This window comes from Vibrio sp. J2-4 (assembly GCF_021728155.1).
GTDB lineage: Bacteria > Pseudomonadota > Gammaproteobacteria > Enterobacterales > Vibrionaceae > Vibrio > Vibrio diabolicus.
On sequence record NZ_JAKKCN010000001.1, the window covers coordinates 42,691 to 63,850 of the forward strand.

Annotated in this window: 16 protein-coding genes; 14 read left to right on the forward strand and 2 right to left on the reverse strand. The window is 45.4% G+C overall.

All coding sequences use genetic code 11. The annotated features are described in order from the left end of the window. Window positions 1-344: 344 nt before the first annotated feature. From L3V32_RS00215 to L3V32_RS00255, 9 genes are all read left to right on the forward strand, one after another. Window positions 345-1,472: a bifunctional tRNA (adenosine(37)-C2)-methyltransferase TrmG/ribosomal RNA large subunit methyltransferase RlmN gene (locus tag L3V32_RS00215; protein WP_005391540.1), complete on the forward strand. Its 1,128-nt coding sequence runs from the start codon at window positions 345-347 to the stop codon at window positions 1,470-1,472. 435 nt (window positions 1,473-1,907) lie between these two features. Next, a complete protein-coding gene (rodZ, locus tag L3V32_RS00220; protein ID WP_145474397.1) occupies window positions 1,908-2,858 on the forward strand; it encodes a cytoskeleton protein RodZ in 951 nt (316 codons plus the stop codon). 6 nt (window positions 2,859-2,864) lie between these two features. Further along, window positions 2,865-3,983 carry a flavodoxin-dependent (E)-4-hydroxy-3-methylbut-2-enyl-diphosphate synthase gene (gene ispG, locus L3V32_RS00225; protein ID WP_005391537.1) on the forward strand — a complete coding sequence of 373 codons (1,119 nt, stop codon included), beginning with the start codon at window positions 2,865-2,867 and terminating at the stop codon, window positions 3,981-3,983. Window positions 3,984-4,009: 26 nt separating this feature from the next. Next, window positions 4,010-5,278, forward strand: coding sequence for a histidine--tRNA ligase (gene hisS, locus L3V32_RS00230; protein ID WP_046874336.1), 1,269 nt, complete (start codon window positions 4,010-4,012; stop codon window positions 5,276-5,278). A 126-nt stretch (window positions 5,279-5,404) separates the two neighbouring features. Further along, window positions 5,405-6,019 (forward strand): YfgM family protein, encoded by a 615-nt coding sequence (locus L3V32_RS00235; RefSeq protein WP_005391529.1) that lies wholly within the window; start codon window positions 5,405-5,407, stop codon window positions 6,017-6,019. A gap of 12 nt (window positions 6,020-6,031) precedes the next feature. Further along, window positions 6,032-7,192, forward strand: a complete 1,161-nt coding sequence (bamB, locus tag L3V32_RS00240; protein WP_006741881.1) for an outer membrane protein assembly factor BamB — start codon at window positions 6,032-6,034, stop codon at window positions 7,190-7,192. Window positions 7,193-7,359: 167 nt separating this feature from the next. Next, entirely contained in the window at window positions 7,360-8,856 is a 1,497-nt protein-coding gene (der, locus tag L3V32_RS00245; RefSeq protein WP_005391527.1) for a ribosome biogenesis GTPase Der, read from the forward strand. A gap of 59 nt (window positions 8,857-8,915) precedes the next feature. Then, window positions 8,916-9,791, forward strand: a complete 876-nt coding sequence (locus L3V32_RS00250) for an alanyl-tRNA editing protein (RefSeq protein ID WP_134647842.1) — start codon at window positions 8,916-8,918, stop codon at window positions 9,789-9,791. A 309-nt stretch (window positions 9,792-10,100) separates the two neighbouring features. Beyond that, on the forward strand, window positions 10,101-10,325 hold the full coding sequence (locus L3V32_RS00255) for a zinc ribbon domain-containing protein (protein ID WP_047010185.1): 225 nt from the start codon (window positions 10,101-10,103) through the stop codon (window positions 10,323-10,325). Between the two features lie 13 nt (window positions 10,326-10,338). Here L3V32_RS00255 and xseA read toward each other — a convergent pair whose 3' ends face one another. Continuing rightward, window positions 10,339-11,670 carry an exodeoxyribonuclease VII large subunit gene (gene xseA, locus L3V32_RS00260; protein ID WP_237283623.1) on the reverse strand — a complete coding sequence of 444 codons (1,332 nt, stop codon included), beginning with the start codon at window positions 11,668-11,670 and terminating at the stop codon, window positions 10,339-10,341. Window positions 11,671-11,901: 231 nt separating this feature from the next. Here xseA and guaB point away from each other — a divergent pair, with 231 nt between their 5' ends. The 5 genes from guaB to L3V32_RS00285 all read left to right on the forward strand — a co-directional run bounded on the left by guaB (window position 11,902) and on the right by L3V32_RS00285 (window position 19,399). After that, entirely contained in the window at window positions 11,902-13,368 is a 1,467-nt protein-coding gene (gene guaB / locus L3V32_RS00265; RefSeq protein ID WP_005391524.1) for an IMP dehydrogenase, read from the forward strand. 99 nt (window positions 13,369-13,467) lie between these two features. Next, window positions 13,468-15,021, forward strand: a complete 1,554-nt coding sequence (gene guaA, locus L3V32_RS00270) for a glutamine-hydrolyzing GMP synthase (RefSeq protein ID WP_237283624.1) — start codon at window positions 13,468-13,470, stop codon at window positions 15,019-15,021. A 165-nt stretch (window positions 15,022-15,186) separates the two neighbouring features. Further along, window positions 15,187-16,710, forward strand: coding sequence for a Na+/H+ antiporter NhaC family protein (locus L3V32_RS00275; protein WP_237283625.1), 1,524 nt, complete (start codon window positions 15,187-15,189; stop codon window positions 16,708-16,710). 212 nt (window positions 16,711-16,922) lie between these two features. After that, window positions 16,923-18,626 (forward strand): chitinase, encoded by a 1,704-nt coding sequence (locus L3V32_RS00280; RefSeq protein ID WP_170903107.1) that lies wholly within the window; start codon window positions 16,923-16,925, stop codon window positions 18,624-18,626. 182 nt (window positions 18,627-18,808) lie between these two features. Continuing rightward, entirely contained in the window at window positions 18,809-19,399 is a 591-nt protein-coding gene (locus tag L3V32_RS00285; protein WP_005391518.1) for a GPR1/FUN34/YaaH family transporter, read from the forward strand. Between the two features lie 99 nt (window positions 19,400-19,498). On the opposite strand, the gene L3V32_RS00290 is transcribed toward L3V32_RS00285, so the two are convergent. Further along, on the reverse strand, window positions 19,499-21,046 hold the full coding sequence (locus L3V32_RS00290; protein WP_012842106.1) for a sodium:alanine symporter family protein: 1,548 nt from the start codon (window positions 21,044-21,046) through the stop codon (window positions 19,499-19,501). Window positions 21,047-21,160 lie beyond the last annotated feature (114 nt).

Below are 21,160 nucleotides of genomic sequence, written 5' to 3' on the forward strand. Positions count from 1 at the left end.
TGATACAGAAAAGCCTCGGAACTTTCCGAGGCTTTTTCATTTTATATACCTAAGTTGAGTGGCAATGTTGACTGCATAAGTGATCTCTTACACGCTAACTAGTCTGACTATATAATGGGCTTTAAAGCCCAGTAACGTGAGTTATTTTTAGTCTTTTCCCTTTACGATCTCTACGCTTTTACTTTTGATAGTGTAATAGCCACTTATAGCGCAAGGGGTGCTTAAAATTTAATCATTTTGATTTTAATGCCTTAGCAAACTCAGGGTTTTACACCCCTTGTTGTAGCTGCATAAAGGCTGTACAATTCGCGCCCTTATTCTTGTTTCAGTCATTGAGAGGCAACATGACCACTGAAAAAATCAATCTACTCGACTTTGATCGCAAAGGCATGCGTCAGTTTTTCGCAGAAGAACTCGGCGAGAAAGCGTTTCGTGCCGATCAGGTTATGAAGTGGATCTACCATTTCGGTGTAGATGACTTCGAAAAAATGACAAACATTAACAAGAAGCTGCGCGAAAAGCTTTTACACAAGTGCGAAATCAAGGCACCAACAGTCGCAGAAGCTCAGCACTCTTCTGATGGTACGATCAAGTGGGCGATGAACGTTGGTGATCAGGATGTAGAGACGGTTTACATTCCAGAAGATGATCGTGCAACGCTTTGTGTGTCTTCTCAAGTAGGTTGTGCGTTGGAATGTAAGTTCTGCTCAACAGCACAGCAGGGCTTTAACCGTAACTTGAAAGTTTCAGAGATCATCGGTCAGGTGTGGCGTGCTGCACGTGAAATTGGTCTTGAGAAAGAAACAGGTCGCCGCCCAATTACTAACGTCGTGATGATGGGGATGGGTGAACCGCTTCTAAACATGAAGAACTTGATCCCGGCATTAGAGCTAATGCTGGACGACCTTGGCTTTGGTTTGTCAAAACGTCGTGTGACAGTATCTACATCAGGTGTGGTTTCTGGTCTTGATCAGATGACAGGCAAAATCGATGTCGCGTTGGCAATTTCCCTTCATGCGCCAAACGATAAGTTGCGTAGTGAAATCATGCCAATTAACGATCGTTGGGATATTCAAGATTTCCTAGCATCAGTTCGTCGTTACATCGCTTCATCGAATGCAAACCGCGGTAAGGTAACGGTTGAGTACGTACTTCTTGATCATGTGAATGATGACATGGACCATGCTCGTGAACTGGCTGAGCTGATGAAAGACACACCATGTAAGATTAACTTGATTCCGTTTAACCCGTACCCAGGTTCCCCTTACAAGAAACCAAGTAACTCACGTATCGATCGCTTCCAAAAAACATTGATGCAATATGAGCATACAGTAACGGTTCGTAAGACTCGTGGCGATGACATTGATGCAGCGTGTGGTCAGTTAGTCGGTGATGTGATTGACCGAACTAAACGTACTGCAATGTTAAAAGCGTCGCGCGGTGCTGATACCATTGAAGTAAAAGCGGTATAAACGACCGGAATTCAAAAATAGCCAGAGCCATTTGCTCTGGCTATTTTGTTTAGCGATAAGAGCATTTCTGCCAAGATTTATGACGACAACTCTCCAACTCGAGGTTATTTGGGTATAATTTCGAATTCCTTTGTCAAAGTTTGGACAAAAGCTTGAGCTATCTGTTAGTTTGAGTGTAAAGAGTTTTTGTCTTCGTTACACATTCGCTTATCATGATATGTGACATTAACGATGACACCGATAATTCTCAGCATTTTCTCACATACGCTTTGCTGATTTTTGCAAAACGGGTATTCACACTCAAATCGCTGAGAGTTTCTTAAAATTATTATTTTGGTTAACGCGTTTAGGCTAGCTATCTTTTAAAGAGGCTTAAGAACAATAACGAAAATACATAACCACGTTAGCCACTAAAACAGATTAAATACCACCATTATGACAGAACACGAAAATACGAATGAAGTGCCACTTTCTATTGAAGCTGGCACATTACTGAAAAACAAACGCGAATCTCTTGGGATGAGTCAAAAGCAAGTTGCTGATCGCCTGAGGCTTCGCGTTTCTGTTATTGAAGATATTGAAAATAACCGATTTGAGTCTCAACAAGTTGCGACATTTACGCGTGGTTACTTGCGTTCTTACGCGAAGTTCGTGGGCCTTGATGAGAAGATGGTTTTGACTGCGTTAGAGCAGACAGCAGATGTACAGCCACAAGAGCAAGAAATTGAAATGCAGAGTTTCTCTCGCAAAACAAAAGATGAGAAGCACAATAGCCGTATCATGCTCCTGACTTGGGTTATCGGGTTGGTCATTATTGGTATTTCTGCAGCTTGGTGGTGGCAAAACCAGCAAGAGAATAGCCTAACGAAGGAAGTTACGGATTCAAGTGTTGAAGCGCCGAAGCCCACAGCGCAAGAATTAGCTGATATCGATTTAATGACGGCTGAGGAGTTAATCGCAAGTACTCCTGAAGACGTTGTTTCAACAAGTAATGATGTTGTTGAAACGAGTGAAGTATCAGTCGAGCAGGGTAGCGCCCCTCTGCTTGCTGAAACTGAAAATACAACAAGCGTAGATTCTGAAGAACCTGTTGCCGTGATTGAAACTGCGGAAGAGGAACAGCCTGCGCCAGTCGTACCTGAAGGCATGACACTTCTTACTATGAAGTTTAAAGCGGACTGTTGGATTCAAGTAAAAGACACCAATGGTAAAACGCTGGTAAGTGGTACTCATAAACCAGGACAAGATGTAGAACTTACCGGAAAAGCGCCGTTTAAAGTGATATTAGGCGCACCGGAAGGGGTTACAATGACATTTGCAAGTGAACCTGTCGACCTTTCTGGGTATACTTCAGGCAAAGTAGCTAGATTCACTCTACCGTTATAAAAAATTATGCAACACGAATCTCCAATTATTCGTCGTAAATCGACGCGTATTTATGTGGGTGATGTGCCAATTGGTGATGGTGCGCCAATTGCCGTACAGTCAATGACTAACACTCGCACGACTGACGTAGAAGCGACAGTCGCTCAAATCCGAGCACTAGAAAAAGTCGGTGCAGATATCGTTCGAGTTTCTGTACCTACCATGGACGCAGCAGAAGCTTTCAAACTAATTAAACAGCAAGTTTCTGTACCATTAGTGGCTGATATTCATTTCGACTATCGTATCGCGCTGAAAGTGGCGGAGTACGGTGTTGACTGTTTACGCATCAACCCAGGTAACATTGGCAATGAAGAGCGCATTCGCGCTGTTGTTGACTGTGCTCGCGATAAAAACATCCCAATCCGTATTGGTGTCAACGGTGGATCTTTGGAAAAAGATTTACAGATGAAATACGGTGAACCAACGCCAGAAGCTTTGGTTGAATCGGCGATGCGTCACGTAGATCATCTCGATCGTCTTAACTTTGACCAATTTAAAGTTAGCGTGAAAGCTTCAGACGTATTCCTTGCGGTGGATTCATACCGTCTGCTAGCGAAGAAAATCGATCAGCCTCTTCACTTGGGGATTACAGAAGCGGGCGGTGCTCGCGCTGGCGCTGTTAAGTCATCTGTTGGCTTAGGTATGCTGTTGTCTGAAGGGATCGGCGATACGCTGCGTATCTCTTTGGCTGCCGATCCAGTTGAAGAAATCAAAGTCGGTTTCGATATCCTTAAATCTCTGCGCATTCGCTCTCGAGGCATCAACTTTATTGCTTGCCCAAGTTGCTCGCGCCAAGAATTTGATGTAATTGGCACGGTGAACGCACTTGAGCAGCGTTTAGAAGACATCATCACGCCAATGGATGTGTCTATCATCGGTTGTGTGGTAAACGGCCCTGGTGAAGCAGAAGTATCTCACTTAGGTCTAGCAGGTAGTAACAAGAAGAGCGCATTCTACGAAGATGGTAAACGCCAGAAAGAACGCTTTGATAACGATGACCTTGTGAATCAGCTAGAAGCTAAGATCCGTGCGAAAGCCGCCATGATGAATGGCGAAAACCGCATCGAAGTTAAAGTACAAGATTAATCTCAACGAGAATTACGGTAAGTATTGTGGCAAAAACAATTCAAGCAATTCGAGGCATGAACGATTGCCTCCCAACTCAGTCGCCACTGTGGCAAAAACTAGAAAACACAGTGAAAAATGTAATTAGCGCATACGGTTATAACGAAGTGCGCATGCCAATCGTTGAAGAAACAAACCTATTCAGCCGCGCTGTTGGTGAAGAAACAGACGTCGTTTCAAAAGAAATGTACACCTTTGATGACCGTAACGGCGACAGCCTAACACTTCGCCCTGAAGGTACGGCGGGTTGTGTACGTTCATGTATTCAAAATAGCCTTATCAACCGTGATGAACAGCGTCTGTGGTACATGGGGCCTATGTTCCGCCATGAACGTCCGCAGAAAGGTCGTTACCGTCAATTCCACCAGTGTGGTGTCGAAGTGTTTGGTCTAAATGGTCCAGATGTTGATGCAGAGCTTATCATGATGACGGCTCGACTATGGCGTGAGCTAGGTATCAATGAACATGTTCGTCTTGAGCTGAACTCTATCGGTTCTCAAGAAGACCGCGCAGACTACCGTACTGCACTGGTTGCATTCCTTGAGCAACATATTGATGTGCTAGACGAAGATTGTAAGCGTCGCATGCACACGAACCCACTGCGTGTTCTGGATACGAAGAACCCTGACGTTCAAGCTATTTTAGGTGATGCACCTCGCCTTTCAGATTACTTAGGTGAAGAATCTAAAGCACACTTCGCAGGTCTATGTGAACTTTTAGACGCCGCAGGTATCGAATACACAGTTAACGAACGTCTAGTTCGTGGTCTGGATTACTACAACCGTACGGTATTTGAATGGATCACTGAGAGCCTAGGTGCTCAAGGCACCGTTTGTGGCGGTGGTCGTTACGATGGTCTTGTAGAGCAATTAGGTGGTAAACCAACACCAGCAGTTGGCTTTGCAATGGGCCTAGAGCGTCTTGTTCTGATGCTAGAAACACTAGAACTAACAGACGTTCGTCGCAGTGTGGATGTTTACGTAGTAACAGCAGGCGAAGGCACCATGATGGCAGGAATGAAGCTAGCAGAGCAGCTTCGTGAGTCTATCCCTGGCGTTCGTGTGATGAATCACTTCGGTGGCGGTAACTTCAAGAAACAGTTTAAACGCGCAGACAAAGTTGGTGCTGTAGTAGCATTGGTTCTGGGCGAAAACGAAGTTGCGGATAACACCGTAGTACTGAAAGACTTGGCTGGTGGTGAGCAAGAGACTTACAACCAAGCCGAAGTTGCAGAAAAGATCGCAGCACTGATTTAAGTCTTTTAGTAATCTAACAAAATTACATCCTAGTTCGTAAGCTAAGGCTCCCAAATGTGGAGCCTTTAAACGAAATAGGAACAATGGCAGCTAAGCTGCCATTTACATGTTTTAAGAGGACAGGAAGTGGAACTTTACGATACTGAAGAACAACAAGTTGAAGCCATTAAAGACTGGTGGAAGGAAAACGGCAAAGCCGTCATCATCGGTGCGGTTGTTGGCTTAGGTGGTCTATTTGGCTGGCGTTACTACCAGGATTCTGTGATTCAGGCGAGTGAAGCAGCTTCTCAAAGCTACACGACAGCAATGAATGCTTTGCAAGATAAAGGTACTGATGCTCAAGCTGACGTGAAAGCTTTCATTGAGTCAAATGAAGTAAAAGAATATTCAGTATTGGCTGCGCTTCAACTTGCTAAAGCGCAAGTTGAAGCTCAAGATCTTTCTGCTGCATTAGAGCAATTGAAGTGGGCGCAAAGCAACACTCAAGATGCTGCGCTGTTACCATTGATTAGTTACCGCATTGCGCGCATTGAAACGGAAATGGGTAACTTCGACGCTGCAACGGCAGAGCTAAGTAACGTCACTGATGCAGCATGGACAGGTCGTATTGCTGAACTTCGTGGCGATATTGCGATTCGCCAAGGTGACAAAGATGCCGCATACGCTGCGTATACTGAAGCTCAGCAAGCGGCAGACGCAAGCCCGACACTACAAATGAAATTGGACGATCTGGCGAAATAAGGACCGCATTGGATGAAAAGAGTCTTTAACAAAGCCTTGTTAGGGGTGTTAACAATGGGAGTGCTTGCCGGTTGTGCTGGTGAGAAAGATACCATTGTAATGGCGCCACTACCTCAGGTAGACAGTGAATTTACAACCAGTAGTGAGTGGAGCACATCGGTTGGCGATGGTGTTGGTCATTACTTTTCAAAGCTATCCCCTGTATTTGCGAATGATACATTGTTCGTGGCAAGTCGCGATGGCTTAGTAAAAGCGCTGGATCCTGAAAACGGTAAACAACGTTGGCAAACGGACCTAGAAGAAGATGTCATTGCTCGTCTCTCTGGTGGTATCACAGCAGCATACGGAAACCTTTATATTGGCTCTGAGAATGGTGAAGTCATCTCTCTTGACCAAGAAACAGGTGAAGTTGTTTGGCGTGTGAAAGTTGGTGGTGAGGTACTGGCGAAGCCAGTTGCAGATTCAGGCCTTATTATCATCAATACTAGCCGAGGCATGTTGATTGCCCTTAATGAGAGTACAGGTGAGCAACGCTGGGCATTGAGTACAGAAGTGCCGAACCTAACTTTACGTGGCGACAGTACTCCGACTGCAATTGGCGGCGGTGTATTTTGGGGAACGGCAAATGGCCGACTCGCAGCTGCTATCGTTGAGCGTGGTCAGCTGATTTGGCAACAGCCTGTTGGTACGCCAAAAGGCGCGACAGAAATTGATCGTTTGGTTGACGTTGATTCATCGCCAATTGTGCTAGGCGGTACTCTTTTCACCATTGGATACAATGGCCAACTTATAGCCATTGATTTGCGTTCAGCGAACCCGATTTGGAAGCGTAATTACTCATCTGCAACAGACATTTCTACAGATGGTAGCCGCATCTTTGTGATAACGGAAAAAGATCATGTTGTTGCCGTTGATTCACGAAGTGGGACTGAGTTGTGGGAAAACAGCTTGCTTGAGCACCGACAACTTACAGCGCCAGTTATTGTCGGCAATTATCTCGTTGTCGGTGACACGCTTGGTTACCTTCACTGGATGGATCGCTCAACGGGCGAATTTGTTGCACAGCAGTTTATCGATGATAGCGGCTTGGCCGTTGGCCCGACGTTATTGTCGGATGGTTATGTGATTACAACTCGCAACGGCGATGTAAAGAAACTAACCATTAACGAATAATATCGTGATATAATTCACATTCGGCTCCTGGCTGGTGACAGCTAGGAGCCGTTTTGTTGTTTGAATTTATTAACCCTGACGTGGTTATAGGTAAAAAGCTGGTTTGATTTGGCATCGAGCAAGTCGTTACCTATAACTACAGAAGAAAGATTATTGTAGAGGTTGTTATGGTACCTGTTGTAGCTCTAGTAGGGCGTCCGAACGTAGGTAAATCTACACTATTTAACCGATTGACTCGCACTCGTGACGCGTTGGTTGCGGACTTTCCAGGCCTAACGCGAGACCGTAAGTATGGCCAGGCGAGACTTGGTGAAGAGCACGAATTCATTGTGATTGATACCGGCGGTATTGATGGCACAGAAGAAGGCGTGGAAACAAAGATGGCAGAACAGTCATTAGCCGCGATTGATGAGGCTGATGTTGTATTGTTCCTTGTTGACGGTCGTGCTGGTCTGACTCCTTCAGATGCAGCAATTGCTGCGCATCTGCGTAAAATTGAAAAGCCAGCGATGCTGGTGGTAAACAAAATAGATGGTATTGATGCCGATGCGGCGTGTGCTGATTTTTGGCAGCTCGGCGTGGATGATATGTACCAGATTGCGGCCGCTCATGGCCGTGGTGTGACCGCTTTGCTTGAGCGTGCTTTATCTCCATTCTTTGATGATCTATTAACAAGTGAATCTGAAGAAGGTGAGATTGAAGACCTGACTGGATTCGAAGACGAAGAGCCTCTTGTTGAAGATTACACTGAAGAAGACGCAGAAGCTGAATTCAAGCGCCTTCAAGAGCAGCCGATTAAGTTGGCGATCATCGGTCGTCCTAACGTAGGTAAATCGACACTGACTAACCGTATTCTGGGTGAAGAACGTGTGGTTGTATACGATATGCCTGGTACGACGCGTGATTCTATCTACATCCCGATGGAGCGTGATGGACGCGAATACGTACTAATTGATACCGCAGGTGTTCGTCGCCGTGGTCGTATCAATGAAACGGTTGAAAAGTTCTCTGTTGTTAAGACGCTGAAAGCGGTAGAAGATGCAAACGTCGTTCTACTGGTGATTGATGCACGTGAAAATATTTCAGACCAAGACCTAAGCTTGCTTGGTTTTGCACTGAATGCTGGCCGCTCAATTGTCATCGCCGTTAACAAGTGGGATGGCCTAGACAGTGACGTGAAAGAAAGCGTGAAGAAAGAACTGGACCGCCGTCTAGGATTCGTCGATTTCGCGCGTATCCACTTTATCTCTGCGCTGCACGGTACTGGCGTTGGTCACTTGTTTGAATCTATCCAAGAAGCATATAACTCGGCGACAACGCGTGTGGGTACGTCAGTACTGACGCGTATCATGAAGATGGCAGTGGATGATCACCAGCCGCCAATGGTTCGTGGTCGTCGTATCAAACTCAAATACGCACACGCAGGTGGTTACAACCCACCGATCGTTGTTATCCACGGTAACATGGTTCGTGAATTGCCAGATTCGTATAAACGTTATCTAATGAACTACTTCCGTAAGTCTCTGGAAATTATGGGAACACCGATTCGCATTAACTTCCACAACAGTGATAACCCATACGAGAACCGTACGAATAAGCTTACGCTATCACAAGAGCGTAAACGTAAGCGTATGATGTCGATGGTGAAAAACCGCAATAAATAATGAAATTCGAATACCCAAGTTTCTACTTGGGTATTTTTTTATCAAAAGTAATCGTAAAAATGACTATCACAGCAACAAAGACTCGTTTTTGTCATCAAACATGGCAATTAGAAGCACAAATACAGCTCGTTCAATCTACGGAAGAAGTGACTTACGTTATTACAGATGTCACGCCGTTCCATCCCGTTAGTCACATATGGCCGGATCACCCTGCAGACAAAGGAACGTTGAAGGTGAATGGGGCTGAGCATGAAGTGATAGATTGCCAAGTGGGCGCAGTAGAGCAGAAAAGTGGTGCTCTGTATGTGGGTAGTGACATCCCTGTAAAGCGTGATGCTGAAGGTTGGGTGTTTGTCGTCGTGCATGTTTTATCACGTACGGAATCACTTGCAATTAATGACTTGGTGACATTAGCGGTAGATAAAGACTATCAAAATGCTTTGAGCCGAGGCCACACTGCAGGACACTTAGCGTATTTGGCGTTGAATAAAGTGCTAGCGGAAGACTATTGGCGAAAAGACGCAGACCGCAAAGACCCACATGGTTATTATGACTTTAATAGCTATGCACAAGTTACGAGTTATGTTACTCCAGACAAGTGCCTCGATACGTACCGTTTAGGCAAAACACTCCGTAAAAGAGGATTAAACAGTGCAGATATGCTGAATGACCTCCAGGCGATTGCAGAAAAAGTGAATGGCCAACTGGTTGAGTGGCTTCAAAGAGATGCGATGATCACCATGGAATGCCACGGCGATAGATTAACTGATTCTCGCTATTGGAAGTGCGATTTAGGGGAAGGTCAATTAGCGGTAATCCCTTGTGGTGGAACGCATGCGAGCCATTTAAATGAGTTTGCTTTTATCCAAGTTAAACTCGTTGAGCTCGACGCTCAAACTATCGAAATGCACACCAATGTAAACACTGCTTTCTGAATAAGATCTTTTTATTAAATTCTAATTTTTAGTTTAATTAAATTCAAATTAGGTTTTTTATTCTGCCTTAAATTGGAATGCAGAATATGTAACTTATGCTTTCGGTGTGTGGTTATATAAATATTCTTTTAAGGGGTGATCGCTGATCAAGGAGTAAATATCAGACGATCAGTATAAGATCCTACTTATCAAGTATGGTTAGCGCCTCGTGAAACTTGTTGGGGCGGTGATGAAGATCAACATACTTGTTCGTTATTTTGAGTAGCATGCGTTACTCGAAATTGCTTAGTTTAGAGAGAGGAACGGGATATGCAGCAGAACATTTGCCCGACTTGCAATGTCGAACTGGAATGGACAGGACAATACCATTGTGCACAGTGTGAATCGGATTTTAAAAAAGTAGGTTTTTGCCCTGATTGTGAGGCGGAGCTGGAGAAGCTGCAAGCATGCGGTGCTGCGAGTTACTTTTGTAATGTGTGTAATGAACTCAAATCAAAATCACGTGTCCGATTTGAGTTCCAGAAAGTCACTTAACCAGAGTTTGTATTCAGTTAACGGTAGAACGAACGTCGCCTTCGGCTAATCGAGTAATCAATACATCTCCCGATTTTACATCTGAAGATTGAGTAATCACTTTACCTTGCTCAGTTTGAGTAATTGAGTAACCTCGTTTCAATGTCGCTAGCGGGCTGACGGTGTCTAACTTCTCTGCAGCAATCGCGAGTTGATGGCGCATAGTCAGTAACTTGCGATCCATTGCATCCATGAGCTTTTGCTCAACACGTTCTAGCTTCGACTTCTGCTCGGCAAGGCGTGTTACAGGAGAATTTAATTGCAGCCGATAATGTTGACGCTCGATTCGCTGTTGACGCAAGGCAATAAAACGACTCATCGCTCGCTGTAAGCGCATGTCCAACTCATCTAACTGTTGCGTCTGACTTTGCAAGCGATAGCTTGGGTGCTGTCTCTCTAGACGGTGCACTAATTGCGCAGATTGCTGCTTTTGTTGTGCTAGGTAGTAACGCATCGCGCTCGCTAACTTATGCTGGCGGGTAACTAAAGCTTGATCTTTGTGGTTGTTATCACGGCTTACTAGCTCAGCGGCTGCTGATGGAGTAGGCGCGCGTACGTCGGCGACAAAATCAGCTATTGTCACGTCGACTTCATGTCCAACGGCGCTAATAATAGGAATTTGGCTTGCTGCAATCGTGCGAGCTAATATCTCGTTGTTAAAGCACCACAAGTCTTCTAATGAACCACCACCTCGGCCCACAATTAGCACATCACATTCATCACGGCTGTTAGCGCGACCAATGGCTTGTGCTATTTGAATGGCTGCGTCCTCACCTTGTACTACTGTCGGATAAATCACAACGGGTAGGGAAGGATCACGACGTTTCAATACGTCTAAGATATCGTAAAGCGCGGCACCAGTTTTCGATGTGATGATGCCAACACGTTTAGGGTGCTCAGGCAAAGGTTGCTTATTGGTTTGAGCGAACAACCCTTCTGCGGCAAGCTTCATTTTCAGCTCTTCAAACTCTTGCTGAAGACGGCCATCACCTTCCGGCTGCATGCTTTCGATGATCAATTGGTAGTCACCGCGAGGCTCATAAAGAGAAAGACGAGCTTTTACTAGGACTTGATTACCGTTAGCGGGCTTGAAAGTAACGCGGCGATTGTTACCACGAAACATGGCACATTTAACTTGAGCGCGAGAGTCTTTAAGAGTGAGGTACCAGTGACCAGAGACTGGAGCTGAAAAGTTGGATATCTCTCCGACGAGCCAAACGATCCCCATTTCGTTTTCAAGGAGTAAACGAACTTCTGCGTTGAGACGAGAAACAGTAAAGATGTTTTGATTGGTCTTGGAGAGCACAGCTAATCTCTTAGACGTGAGTATGGAAATTAGCGGCAATATAATACATAGCAAGGGGGTAATTGCAAGAAAAAAATTAAAAAATTTGTGGTCAAGCGATTGCGTTAACCGTATAATCCCTCCGCAATATCTAATCCAAATGTAGCTTGTTGCTAACACAGGTTACCCTCATTATGCGAAACGATGAGATTGGATTGTTCTTTTTACTCCTCTAATTGTGAGATATTGCAAATGCTAAGAATTGCCAAAGAAGCGCTGACATTCGATGACGTACTACTTGTGCCAGCACACTCCACCGTTCTCCCAAACACAGCTGATCTTCGCACTCAGCTAACTAAGAACATCACCCTAAACATCCCAATGATTTCAGCGTCTATGGACACTGTTACTGAAGCTCGTCTAGCGATCGCGCTAGCGCAAGAGGGTGGCATTGGCTTTATCCACAAGAACATGTCTATTGAGCAGCAGGCAGCCGAAGTTCGTAAAGTTAAGAAGTTCGAAGCTGGTATGGTGACTGACGCGGTTACAGTAAACCCTGACGCGACCATCGCTGATGTTGTTGCACTAACTGAAAAGCATGGTTTTGCAGGTTTCCCTGTTGTCACTGAGAGCAATGAGCTTGTTGGTATTATCACTGGTCGTGACGTTCGTTTTGTGACGGACCTTTCTAAGAAAGTATCTTCAGTAATGACGCCAAAAGAGAAGTTGGCAGCAGTTAAAGAAGGTGCAACACGAGAAGAAGTGCAAGAGAAAATGCACGAAGCTCGCGTAGAGAAAGTATTGGTTGTGAATGATGAGTTCCAACTAACCGGTATGATTACTGCGAAAGACTTCCACAAAGCAGAACGTAAACCAAACGCATGTAAAGATGAGCGTGGTCGCCTACGTGTTGGCGCAGCAGTTGGTGCTGGTGCTGGTAACGAAGAGCGAGTTGCTGCACTAGTTGAAGCTGGCGTTGACGTTCTACTTATCGACTCTTCACACGGTCATTCTGAAGGTGTTCTAAGCCGCATTCGTGAAACACGTGCAGCTTACCCAGATCTAGACATCATCGGTGGTAACGTAGCAACAGGTGCTGGTGCTAAAGCACTAATCGAAGCTGGCGTAAGCGCAGTGAAAGTTGGTATCGGCCCTGGTTCTATCTGTACAACTCGTATTGTAACGGGTGTGGGGGTTCCACAAATCACTGCAATCGCAGATGCGGCAGAAGTGGCTAATGATTATGGTATTCCAGTTATCGCTGACGGTGGTATCCGTTTCTCTGGTGATATCTGTAAAGCAATCGTAGCGGGCGCATCATGTGTGATGGTTGGTTCTATGTTTGCAGGTACTGAAGAAGCGCCGGGTGAAGTGATTCTATACAACGGACGTTCTTACAAGTCTTACCGTGGCATGGGTTCTCTTGGTGCAATGTCTCAAGGTTCTTCTGACCGTTACTTCCAGTCTGACAACGCAGCGGACAAGCTAGTACCAGAAGGCATTGAAGGCCGTATCGCATACAAAGGCCGTCTAAAAGAGATCGTACACCAACAAATGGGTGGTCTACGTTCAAGCATGGGTCTAACTGGTTCTGCAACTATCGAAGATATGCGTACGAAAGCTGAATTTGTACGTATCTCTGGTGCTGGTATGCAAGAGTCTCATGTACACGATGTTCAAATTACTAAGGAAGCACCGAACTACCGTCTAGGGAACTAATTACCTAACGGAAACGTTTGCTTTTTCCTTGAAGCATTAAGAAGAGGCGAGTACACTCGCCTCGGTTTTAATCACTTAGCCTTAAAAAGACTGCTCAAAATGACTAAAAATATCCATGACCAACGTATTCTGATCTTGGACTTCGGTTCTCAGTACACTCAATTAGTAGCACGCCGCGTACGTGAAATCGGCGTTTACTGTGAACTATGGAGCTGGGATGTAGAAGAAGCGGATATTCGCGAATTCAACCCAGATGGCATTATCCTATCTGGCGGTCCAGAAAGCGTAACGGAAGAGAACTCTCCACGCGCGCCTCAATATGTGTTTGATTCTGGTGTTCCTTTACTTGGTGTATGTTACGGCATGCAAACTATGGCGGAACAACTAGGTGGCAAAGTAGCAGGCTCTAACGAACGTGAGTTTGGCTACGCTCAGGTTAAAGTTTCTGGTGAATGTGCCTTATTTAAAGATCTTGAAGCAACTCAAGACGTTTGGATGAGCCACGGCGACAAAGTAGTAGAGATCCCAGCCGATTTCGTAAAAGTTGGTGAGACAGACACTTGTCCTTATGCTGCGATGGCGAACGAAGAGAAGAAATACTACGGCGTTCAGTTCCACCCAGAAGTGACACACACAAAAGGTGGCCTACAAATGCTTGAGAACTTTGTTCTTGGCGTATGTGGCTGTGAGCGTCTATGGACATCGGAATCTATCATCGAAGACGCGGTTGCTCGCATTAAAGAGCAAGTGGGTGACGACGAAGTTATCCTAGGTCTATCTGGTGGTGTGGATTCATCTGTTGTTGCGATGCTGGTGCACCGCGCAATTGGCGACAAGTTAACGTGTGTATTTGTCGATAACGGTCTACTTCGTTTAAACGAAGGCCAACAAGTGATGGATATGTTTGGCGATAAGTTCGGTCTAAACATCATCAAAGTTGATGCAGAAGATCGTTTCCTTGAAGCACTGAAAGGCAAGTCTGATCCTGAAGAGAAGCGTAAGACAATCGGCCACGTATTCGTAGATGTATTCGATGAAGAGTCGAAAAAGCTGAAAAATGCAAAATGGCTAGCGCAAGGCACCATCTACCCAGACGTAATCGAGTCTGCGGCATCTAAGACTGGTAAAGCGCACGTGATCAAATCACACCATAACGTGGGCGGTCTTCCAGATGACATGGAAATGGGTCTTGTTGAGCCACTACGTGAGCTGTTCAAAGATGAAGTACGTAAGATTGGTCTAGAGCTAGGCCTGCCTTATAACATGCTTTACCGCCACCCATTCCCAGGTCCAGGTCTAGGTGTTCGTGTTCTTGGTGAAATCAAGAAAGAATACTGTGACTTGCTACGTCGTGCTGATGCTATCTTCATTGAAGAGCTTCACGCTGCAGACCTATATGACAAAGTATCTCAAGCGTTCACGGTATTCCTACCAGTTCGCTCTGTAGGTGTAATGGGCGATGGCCGTAAATACGACTGGGTTGTATCGCTACGTGCGGTAGAAACTATCGACTTTATGACAGCGCATTGGGCACACCTGCCGTACGATTTCCTAGGTAAGGTTTCTAACCGTATTATCAACGAAATTGATGGCATTTCTCGTGTTGTTTACGACATTTCTGGTAAGCCACCAGCGACAATCGAGTGGGAATAATTTTCCTCTAGACTGTTGAGTTTATAAGAACCAGCCTCCGGGCTGGTTTTTTTGTGCTTCAAATTTTTGAATAGGGGACTCAACTTTTTTATAGGAGATATATACATGCGGAAAAATTAGATATATATTCATTTTAATTGTTTAAATATTATAAATGGTATTGCTATGGAACAGGCTGAAGTTACCTCTCTAATTCCCATCCTTATTACTCTTTTCCTCGCGCTGACGACGAGAAATGTCGTTGTTGGTTTATTCGCTGGTGTGGTGAGTGGTGTCGCTATGCTCGAAGGGACATTTGTCGAACAAGGGCCACTAGACTCGTTTAGTGCGTTGATGAAAAGCTATCTACTGCCGCAATTAACTGACAGCTACAATGCGGGCGTCATTTTGCTCTTGGTCTTTATTGGTGGCTTTGTTGCCTTGATGGAGAAATCTGGCGGTGGTGTAGCGTTTGCTAAAAAGGTCACTCAATGGGTGGCGAGTAAGTGCCAAGCTCAACTGTCCGCATGGTTCGGTGGTGTTGTTATTTTCTTCTCAGACCTTGGTACACCGTTGATTGTTGGTCCTGTTTTTCGCCCTTTATTTGATAAGTTAAAAGTATCACGCCAAAAATTAGCTTTTATTATCGATTCCACATCCTCTCCCGTCGCAATCTTGATCCCTTTTATCGGGTGGGGCGTTTACATCATGGGTTTGATTCAAAAGGAGTTTACGGCTCTAAATGTCACGATGAGTGATTGGGATGCTTTCATTGGTGCCATTCCGTACCAGTTTTACGCCTTTCTAGCGATTGCGATTGTACCGATTGTCTCTTTCTTCAAGTTGGACTTCGGCCCGATGGCGAAGGCCGAACGGTTAGCTGAACAAGGTTCCGACTTTGGAAAAGTTCAGGAATCGATGAATGTATTTACGCATAAAAATGCAAAATCCAGTTTTGTCTGGGCGCCTTTGCTCGTTATGCTGGTGGTCCTATGTACCATCCTCGTACCACACGGTTTTCCTTTTCAAAAAGTGGCGGGCTCAACGTTTAGGGCTGCGCTGTCTTCTGCATACTTCTTCGCCGCCTTCACTTTAATTGCGCTGATGGCGTTTTATGGCGTCAGAAAGCTTTCCGATGGTATCCAAGTCTACCTGAAAGGCATGTCAAACATGATGTCGGTTGCGGTTATCTTGGTATTGGCTTGGGCGCTTAGCTCTGTTGGGAAAGAGCTGGGCGCGGCAGCATACATTGCTGAACAAGCTCAAGCGGGTTTCCCTTATTGGCTATTGCCAGCGGTTGCCTTTTTGCTTGCTGGTATTATCTCGTTCGCGACGGGATCGTCGTGGGGAACGTTCGCCATCATGATGCCATTAGTGATCCCAACCGCTGTTGCGATTGACGCTCCTTTGTTGGTTTGTATTGGTGCGGTGTTATCTGGTGGTCTGTTTGGCGACCACTGTTCTCCAATCTCTGAAACGACGATTTTGTCGTCGACAGGGGCAGGGTGTGAGCAGTATGAGCACTTCCGTACACAGTTGCCTTACGCATTACTCAATGGAATGATTGCATTAGGGTGTTTCCTTTTAGCTGGAATCAACGCCTCGCCAGTGATTGTGCTTGCCGCCATTGTTGCCCAGTGTGTGGTTTATTTTGTGTTGTCTAAACAAAAATCAACCGCGCAGCTAGACGTGGTTTCGGCAGAACAATAAAGATAGAAATATCATAAAGCGGAGGCTCATTGGGTCTCCGCTTTTCTTTTGAGTCAAGGTAACATTTTTCTTGTGACAAAATGTGTGCGAGGACTTATTTATTCATTTTGTCTCGCAGAATCAACGCACTTAGCTCGGCGTTTTGTATATATGATCCACTATATGTCTAGTTATTCCTTGTATATTGTATTGTTAAAATCCGGAGACTAGACATGTTTGCACTCAAACATCTTCCTCTTGCATTGAGTTGTGTCCTAGCTGCACAAGCGAATGCGAGTATGAATATCCAGCCCGATCCGCAGAATCCAAACGGTTATGTCATTGCTCGTGGTGACGTTCAAGCCGTAGAGCAAAGCAAAACCTCTGACCCTATGTATGCCATTTGGTCACAAGCATTAGAGACGCGCCCGAACTCAGTGGTGGAGGCGATTGTTCCTGGAGCGGCAACCAATCCAGAAAACGTGAAGCGTGTAGAGCGTGTGTTCCCTGAAAGTGAGTGGGACTTCCTGACTCAAATGGCGGCACCTGAATACACTTACACGCGTTTCCTACGTGCAATTGGTAAGTTCCCAGCATTCTGTGGTGAGTACACGGATGGTCGAGATTCGGATGCGATTTGTAAAAAATCGATCGTGACTGCCTTTGCTCACTTTGCGCAGGAAACTGGTGGTCATATTTCGATTGATAACGTATCGGATAACCCTCTTGGATTGGAAGAGTGGCAGCAAGCTTTGGTTCATGTGCGTGAAATGGGCTGGTCAGAAGGTCAAGAAGGTTACACGACAGGTTGTGGTCAGAATGACTGGCAAAATAAGCGTTGGCCATGTGAACCAGGACAAGGTTACTTTGGACGTGGTGCTAAACAGCTTTCTTACCATTTTAACTATGGCGCGTTCTCTGAAGTGATGTTTGATGGTGATGCATCTGTATTGCTAAAAAATCCAGGCTTGGTTGCGGATTCATGGCTGAACTTGGCATCGGCTATCTGGTTCTTCCTAACTCCACAAGCACCGAAACCTGCAATGCTGCATGTGATTGACCGTACTTGGGTGCCTTCACAGCGTGAGCTTGATGCTGGCATTGGTTACGGCTTTGGTACCACCATCAACGTGATCAATGGTGGTATTGAGTGTGGTGAGCAAAACAAGGATAAAGGTCAACCTGTTAACCGTATTCGTTATTGGGAAGGTCTTGCCGCCCATTATCAAATTCCAATTGAAGCTGATGAAACAAACACTTGTTGGCAGCAGACGCCTTACGGCAGTCTGAACCTAAATGGTGCGACAGACGTGCTTTACACCAACTGGGATGGTAACTGGAAATACTACTCAGATCGTCCGGGAGGTCACTCATTTGAATGTGAGCTGGTTGGTTTCCAAACTGCTTACTCTGCGCTAGTTGCGGGTGATTATGAGAAGTGTGTAACTAACTTTTACCAATCTCATGCGGGGTGGCCAGAAGTTCGTGTGGTTGAAAAACTAGACCCTGTTGATCCGGTCGATCCACCTGTAGGTGGCGTGGCGGCTTGGGATGCAGGTAAAGTGTATAACACAGGTGATCAAGTCTCTTACCAAGGTGCTGTTTATGAAGCGAAATGGTGGTCACAAGGTAATGAACCCACGCAAGGTGACCCGTGGAAGTTGGTCTCAGGCACTCCGACAGAGCCGCCAACAACGGAACCTGAACCGCCGGTGACTGAGCCAGAACCGCCCGTCACAGAACCTGAGCCACCAGTAACCGAGCCAGAACCACCAGTGACAGGTAATTTTATTCAGTGGGAGCCGGGCGTAACGCAAGTCGCTAACGGCGATAAAGTGACGTACCAAAACAAATGTTTTGTTGCGAAAAATGGTCCAGGTGTGTGGGAAAGCCCAACGCAAAGTAACTGGTTCTGGGACGAGATCTCTTGCCTGTAGTTGATTGAAAAATAGTCTAACCATCTATAAAGACTCTGCTTTTTAGCGGGGTCTTTTTTTATTTGAGCGGTTGCTTATTTATGGAATCTAAGTTTTCAATAACAGTTTTTCTCTTTTGTTCTGGCGCCCATTAAAATTCGCGCGCATTTTTTATCAACATTTTTGAAAAAAGGTATTTGTACATGTCGACAAAACTGGCTAACCCAGCACCGCTAGGTCTAATGGGTTTCGGTATGACCACTATTCTGCTTAATATTCATAATGCAGGATTTTTCCCAATTGACTCTATGATTCTAGCGATGGGCATCTTTTACGGTGGCCTTAGCCAAGTAATCGTTGGCATCATGTGCTTTAAACGCGGTGACACGTTCGGCACAACTGCGTTTACTTCTTACGGTCTATTTTGGCTAACATTGGTTGGTCTAATCGTAATGCCTCACATGGGTCTTCCTGCAAGCCCTGCAAGCTTTATGGGTTGGTACCTAGCGCTTTGGGGCATCTTCACTGGTTTCATGTTCATTGGTTCTCTATGCTACCCAACAGCGAAGCAAGTGGTATTTGGTTCTCTAACTATCCTGTTCTTCTTGCTTGCTGCTCGTGATTTCACTGGTAGCGAAGTGATCGGTGCTATCGCTGGCTTCGAAGGTATCTTCTGTGGCGCAAGTGCAATTTACTTCGCAATGGCGCAGGTACTAAACAACGAATTTGGTCGTGAAGTTCTACCTGTAGGTAAAGCAAAAATCGCTCGTAAAGTTGAAGCTGTCGCTGCTTAATCCTTTACACATAATGCAGAAAAGGGGATTAACCAATGGTTAATCCCCTTTTTTATGCCCTTAAACGGACCACTGCTTTTTCTTGTTTATGCGTTAAGGCTATGTTGATGGTTGTTCTACAGTTTCTGTAGTACTGTTGTCTGCCGTTGGTGCCTTACCCGTTTTACGCTTGTACTTATCTTCCCAGTAATCTGCGCCTTTAATGCCTAGCGCTACAGGGTTGAATGTAAAGTCGGTCACACCACGTTTTTGTTGTTCTTCGTAATCGTTCAATGCTTTGAGAGCTGGTTTCGACATAAAGAAGATGATCAAAATACCGACGATGTTAAGCCATGCCATTAGACCTACACCTACATCACCCATCGCCCAGGCTAAGTTGGCGGTTTTCACGGTTCCGTAGAACACGGATGAAATAATGATGACTTTCAGAATAAACATCAGCCCATTTACTTTGAATGTACGACGAATGTAAGCAATGTTCGTTTCTGCAATGTAGTAATAAGCTAGAATGGTCGTAAACGCAAAGAAGAAGAGTGCGATTGCGATGAATGGCTTACCCACACCAGGTAGAGCACTTTCGATCGCCATTTGCGTAAATACAGGACCATTCGCACCAATATCAGCCGGTAGGTTTTGAATTAGGAACGTACCTTCAACTGCACCATTTACGTTGTACGCGCCAGTGATAAGAATCATAAACGCGGTTGCTGAACACACAAGTAGTGTATCGATGTAAATAGAGAAAGATTGAACAAGACCTTGCTGAGCTGGGTGATCAACACTCGCTGCAGCTGCAGCGTGAGGACCAGTACCTTGACCTGCTTCGTTGGAGTAAACGCCACGTTTTACACCCCAACCGATTGCCGCACCAACACCTGCCATTGGTGTGAACGCGTCACCAATGATCATGCCGAAAATGCGTGGAACCTCACCAATGTTTAGAAGGATGATGACAAATGCAGTGATGATGTAAGCCAGCGCCATAAATGGCACAACGATTTGGGTAAAGTTCGCAATACGTTTTACGCCACCGAAGATGATGAAGGCCAGAATGACACAGACAACCGTACCAGTGAAAATTTTAGCAAAACTGAAGGTACCAATAGCGGTTTCAATCATGTCACCTGAGCCAAATGCTGCTTCTACTGCGTTACCGATGCTGTTCGATTGAACGCCAGGAAGTAGAACACCACATGCAAAGATGGTCGCGATAGCGAAGATCCAAGCGTACCATTTTTGTCCCATTGCTTTTTCAATGTAGTAAGCAGGACCACCACGGAATTCACCTTCGTCTTCTTCTTTATAGATTTGCGCAAGTGTCGACTCTGCGTATGCGGTTGCAGCGCCAAAGAAGGCAACGACCCACATCCAGAATACGGCGCCTGGGCCACCGAAACCGATAGCGGCAGCAACACCAGCAATGTTACCTGTACCTACACGGCCAGATAGTGAAACGGCAAGTGCCTGAAATGATGATATCCCTTTTGTTGAACTCTTCCCTGAAAGTAATAAGCGCCACATCTCAAAGAAGTGACGAATTTGTACAAAACGCGTCATGATTGAATAGAACAAACCTGCACCAAGGCACAAATAGATCAGTACCGGGCTCCAAATAATTCCATTCAGAAAATCAACTAATGACTGCATGAGTATTTTCCCTGTTAGTTGTGTTTGTGGTTGTTTTTCACACAATACATTACCCTTTATGTAATGCAATTGTTAACTTTTTTGGCTATAAATCCTTTGTAGCGTGATGGTGAA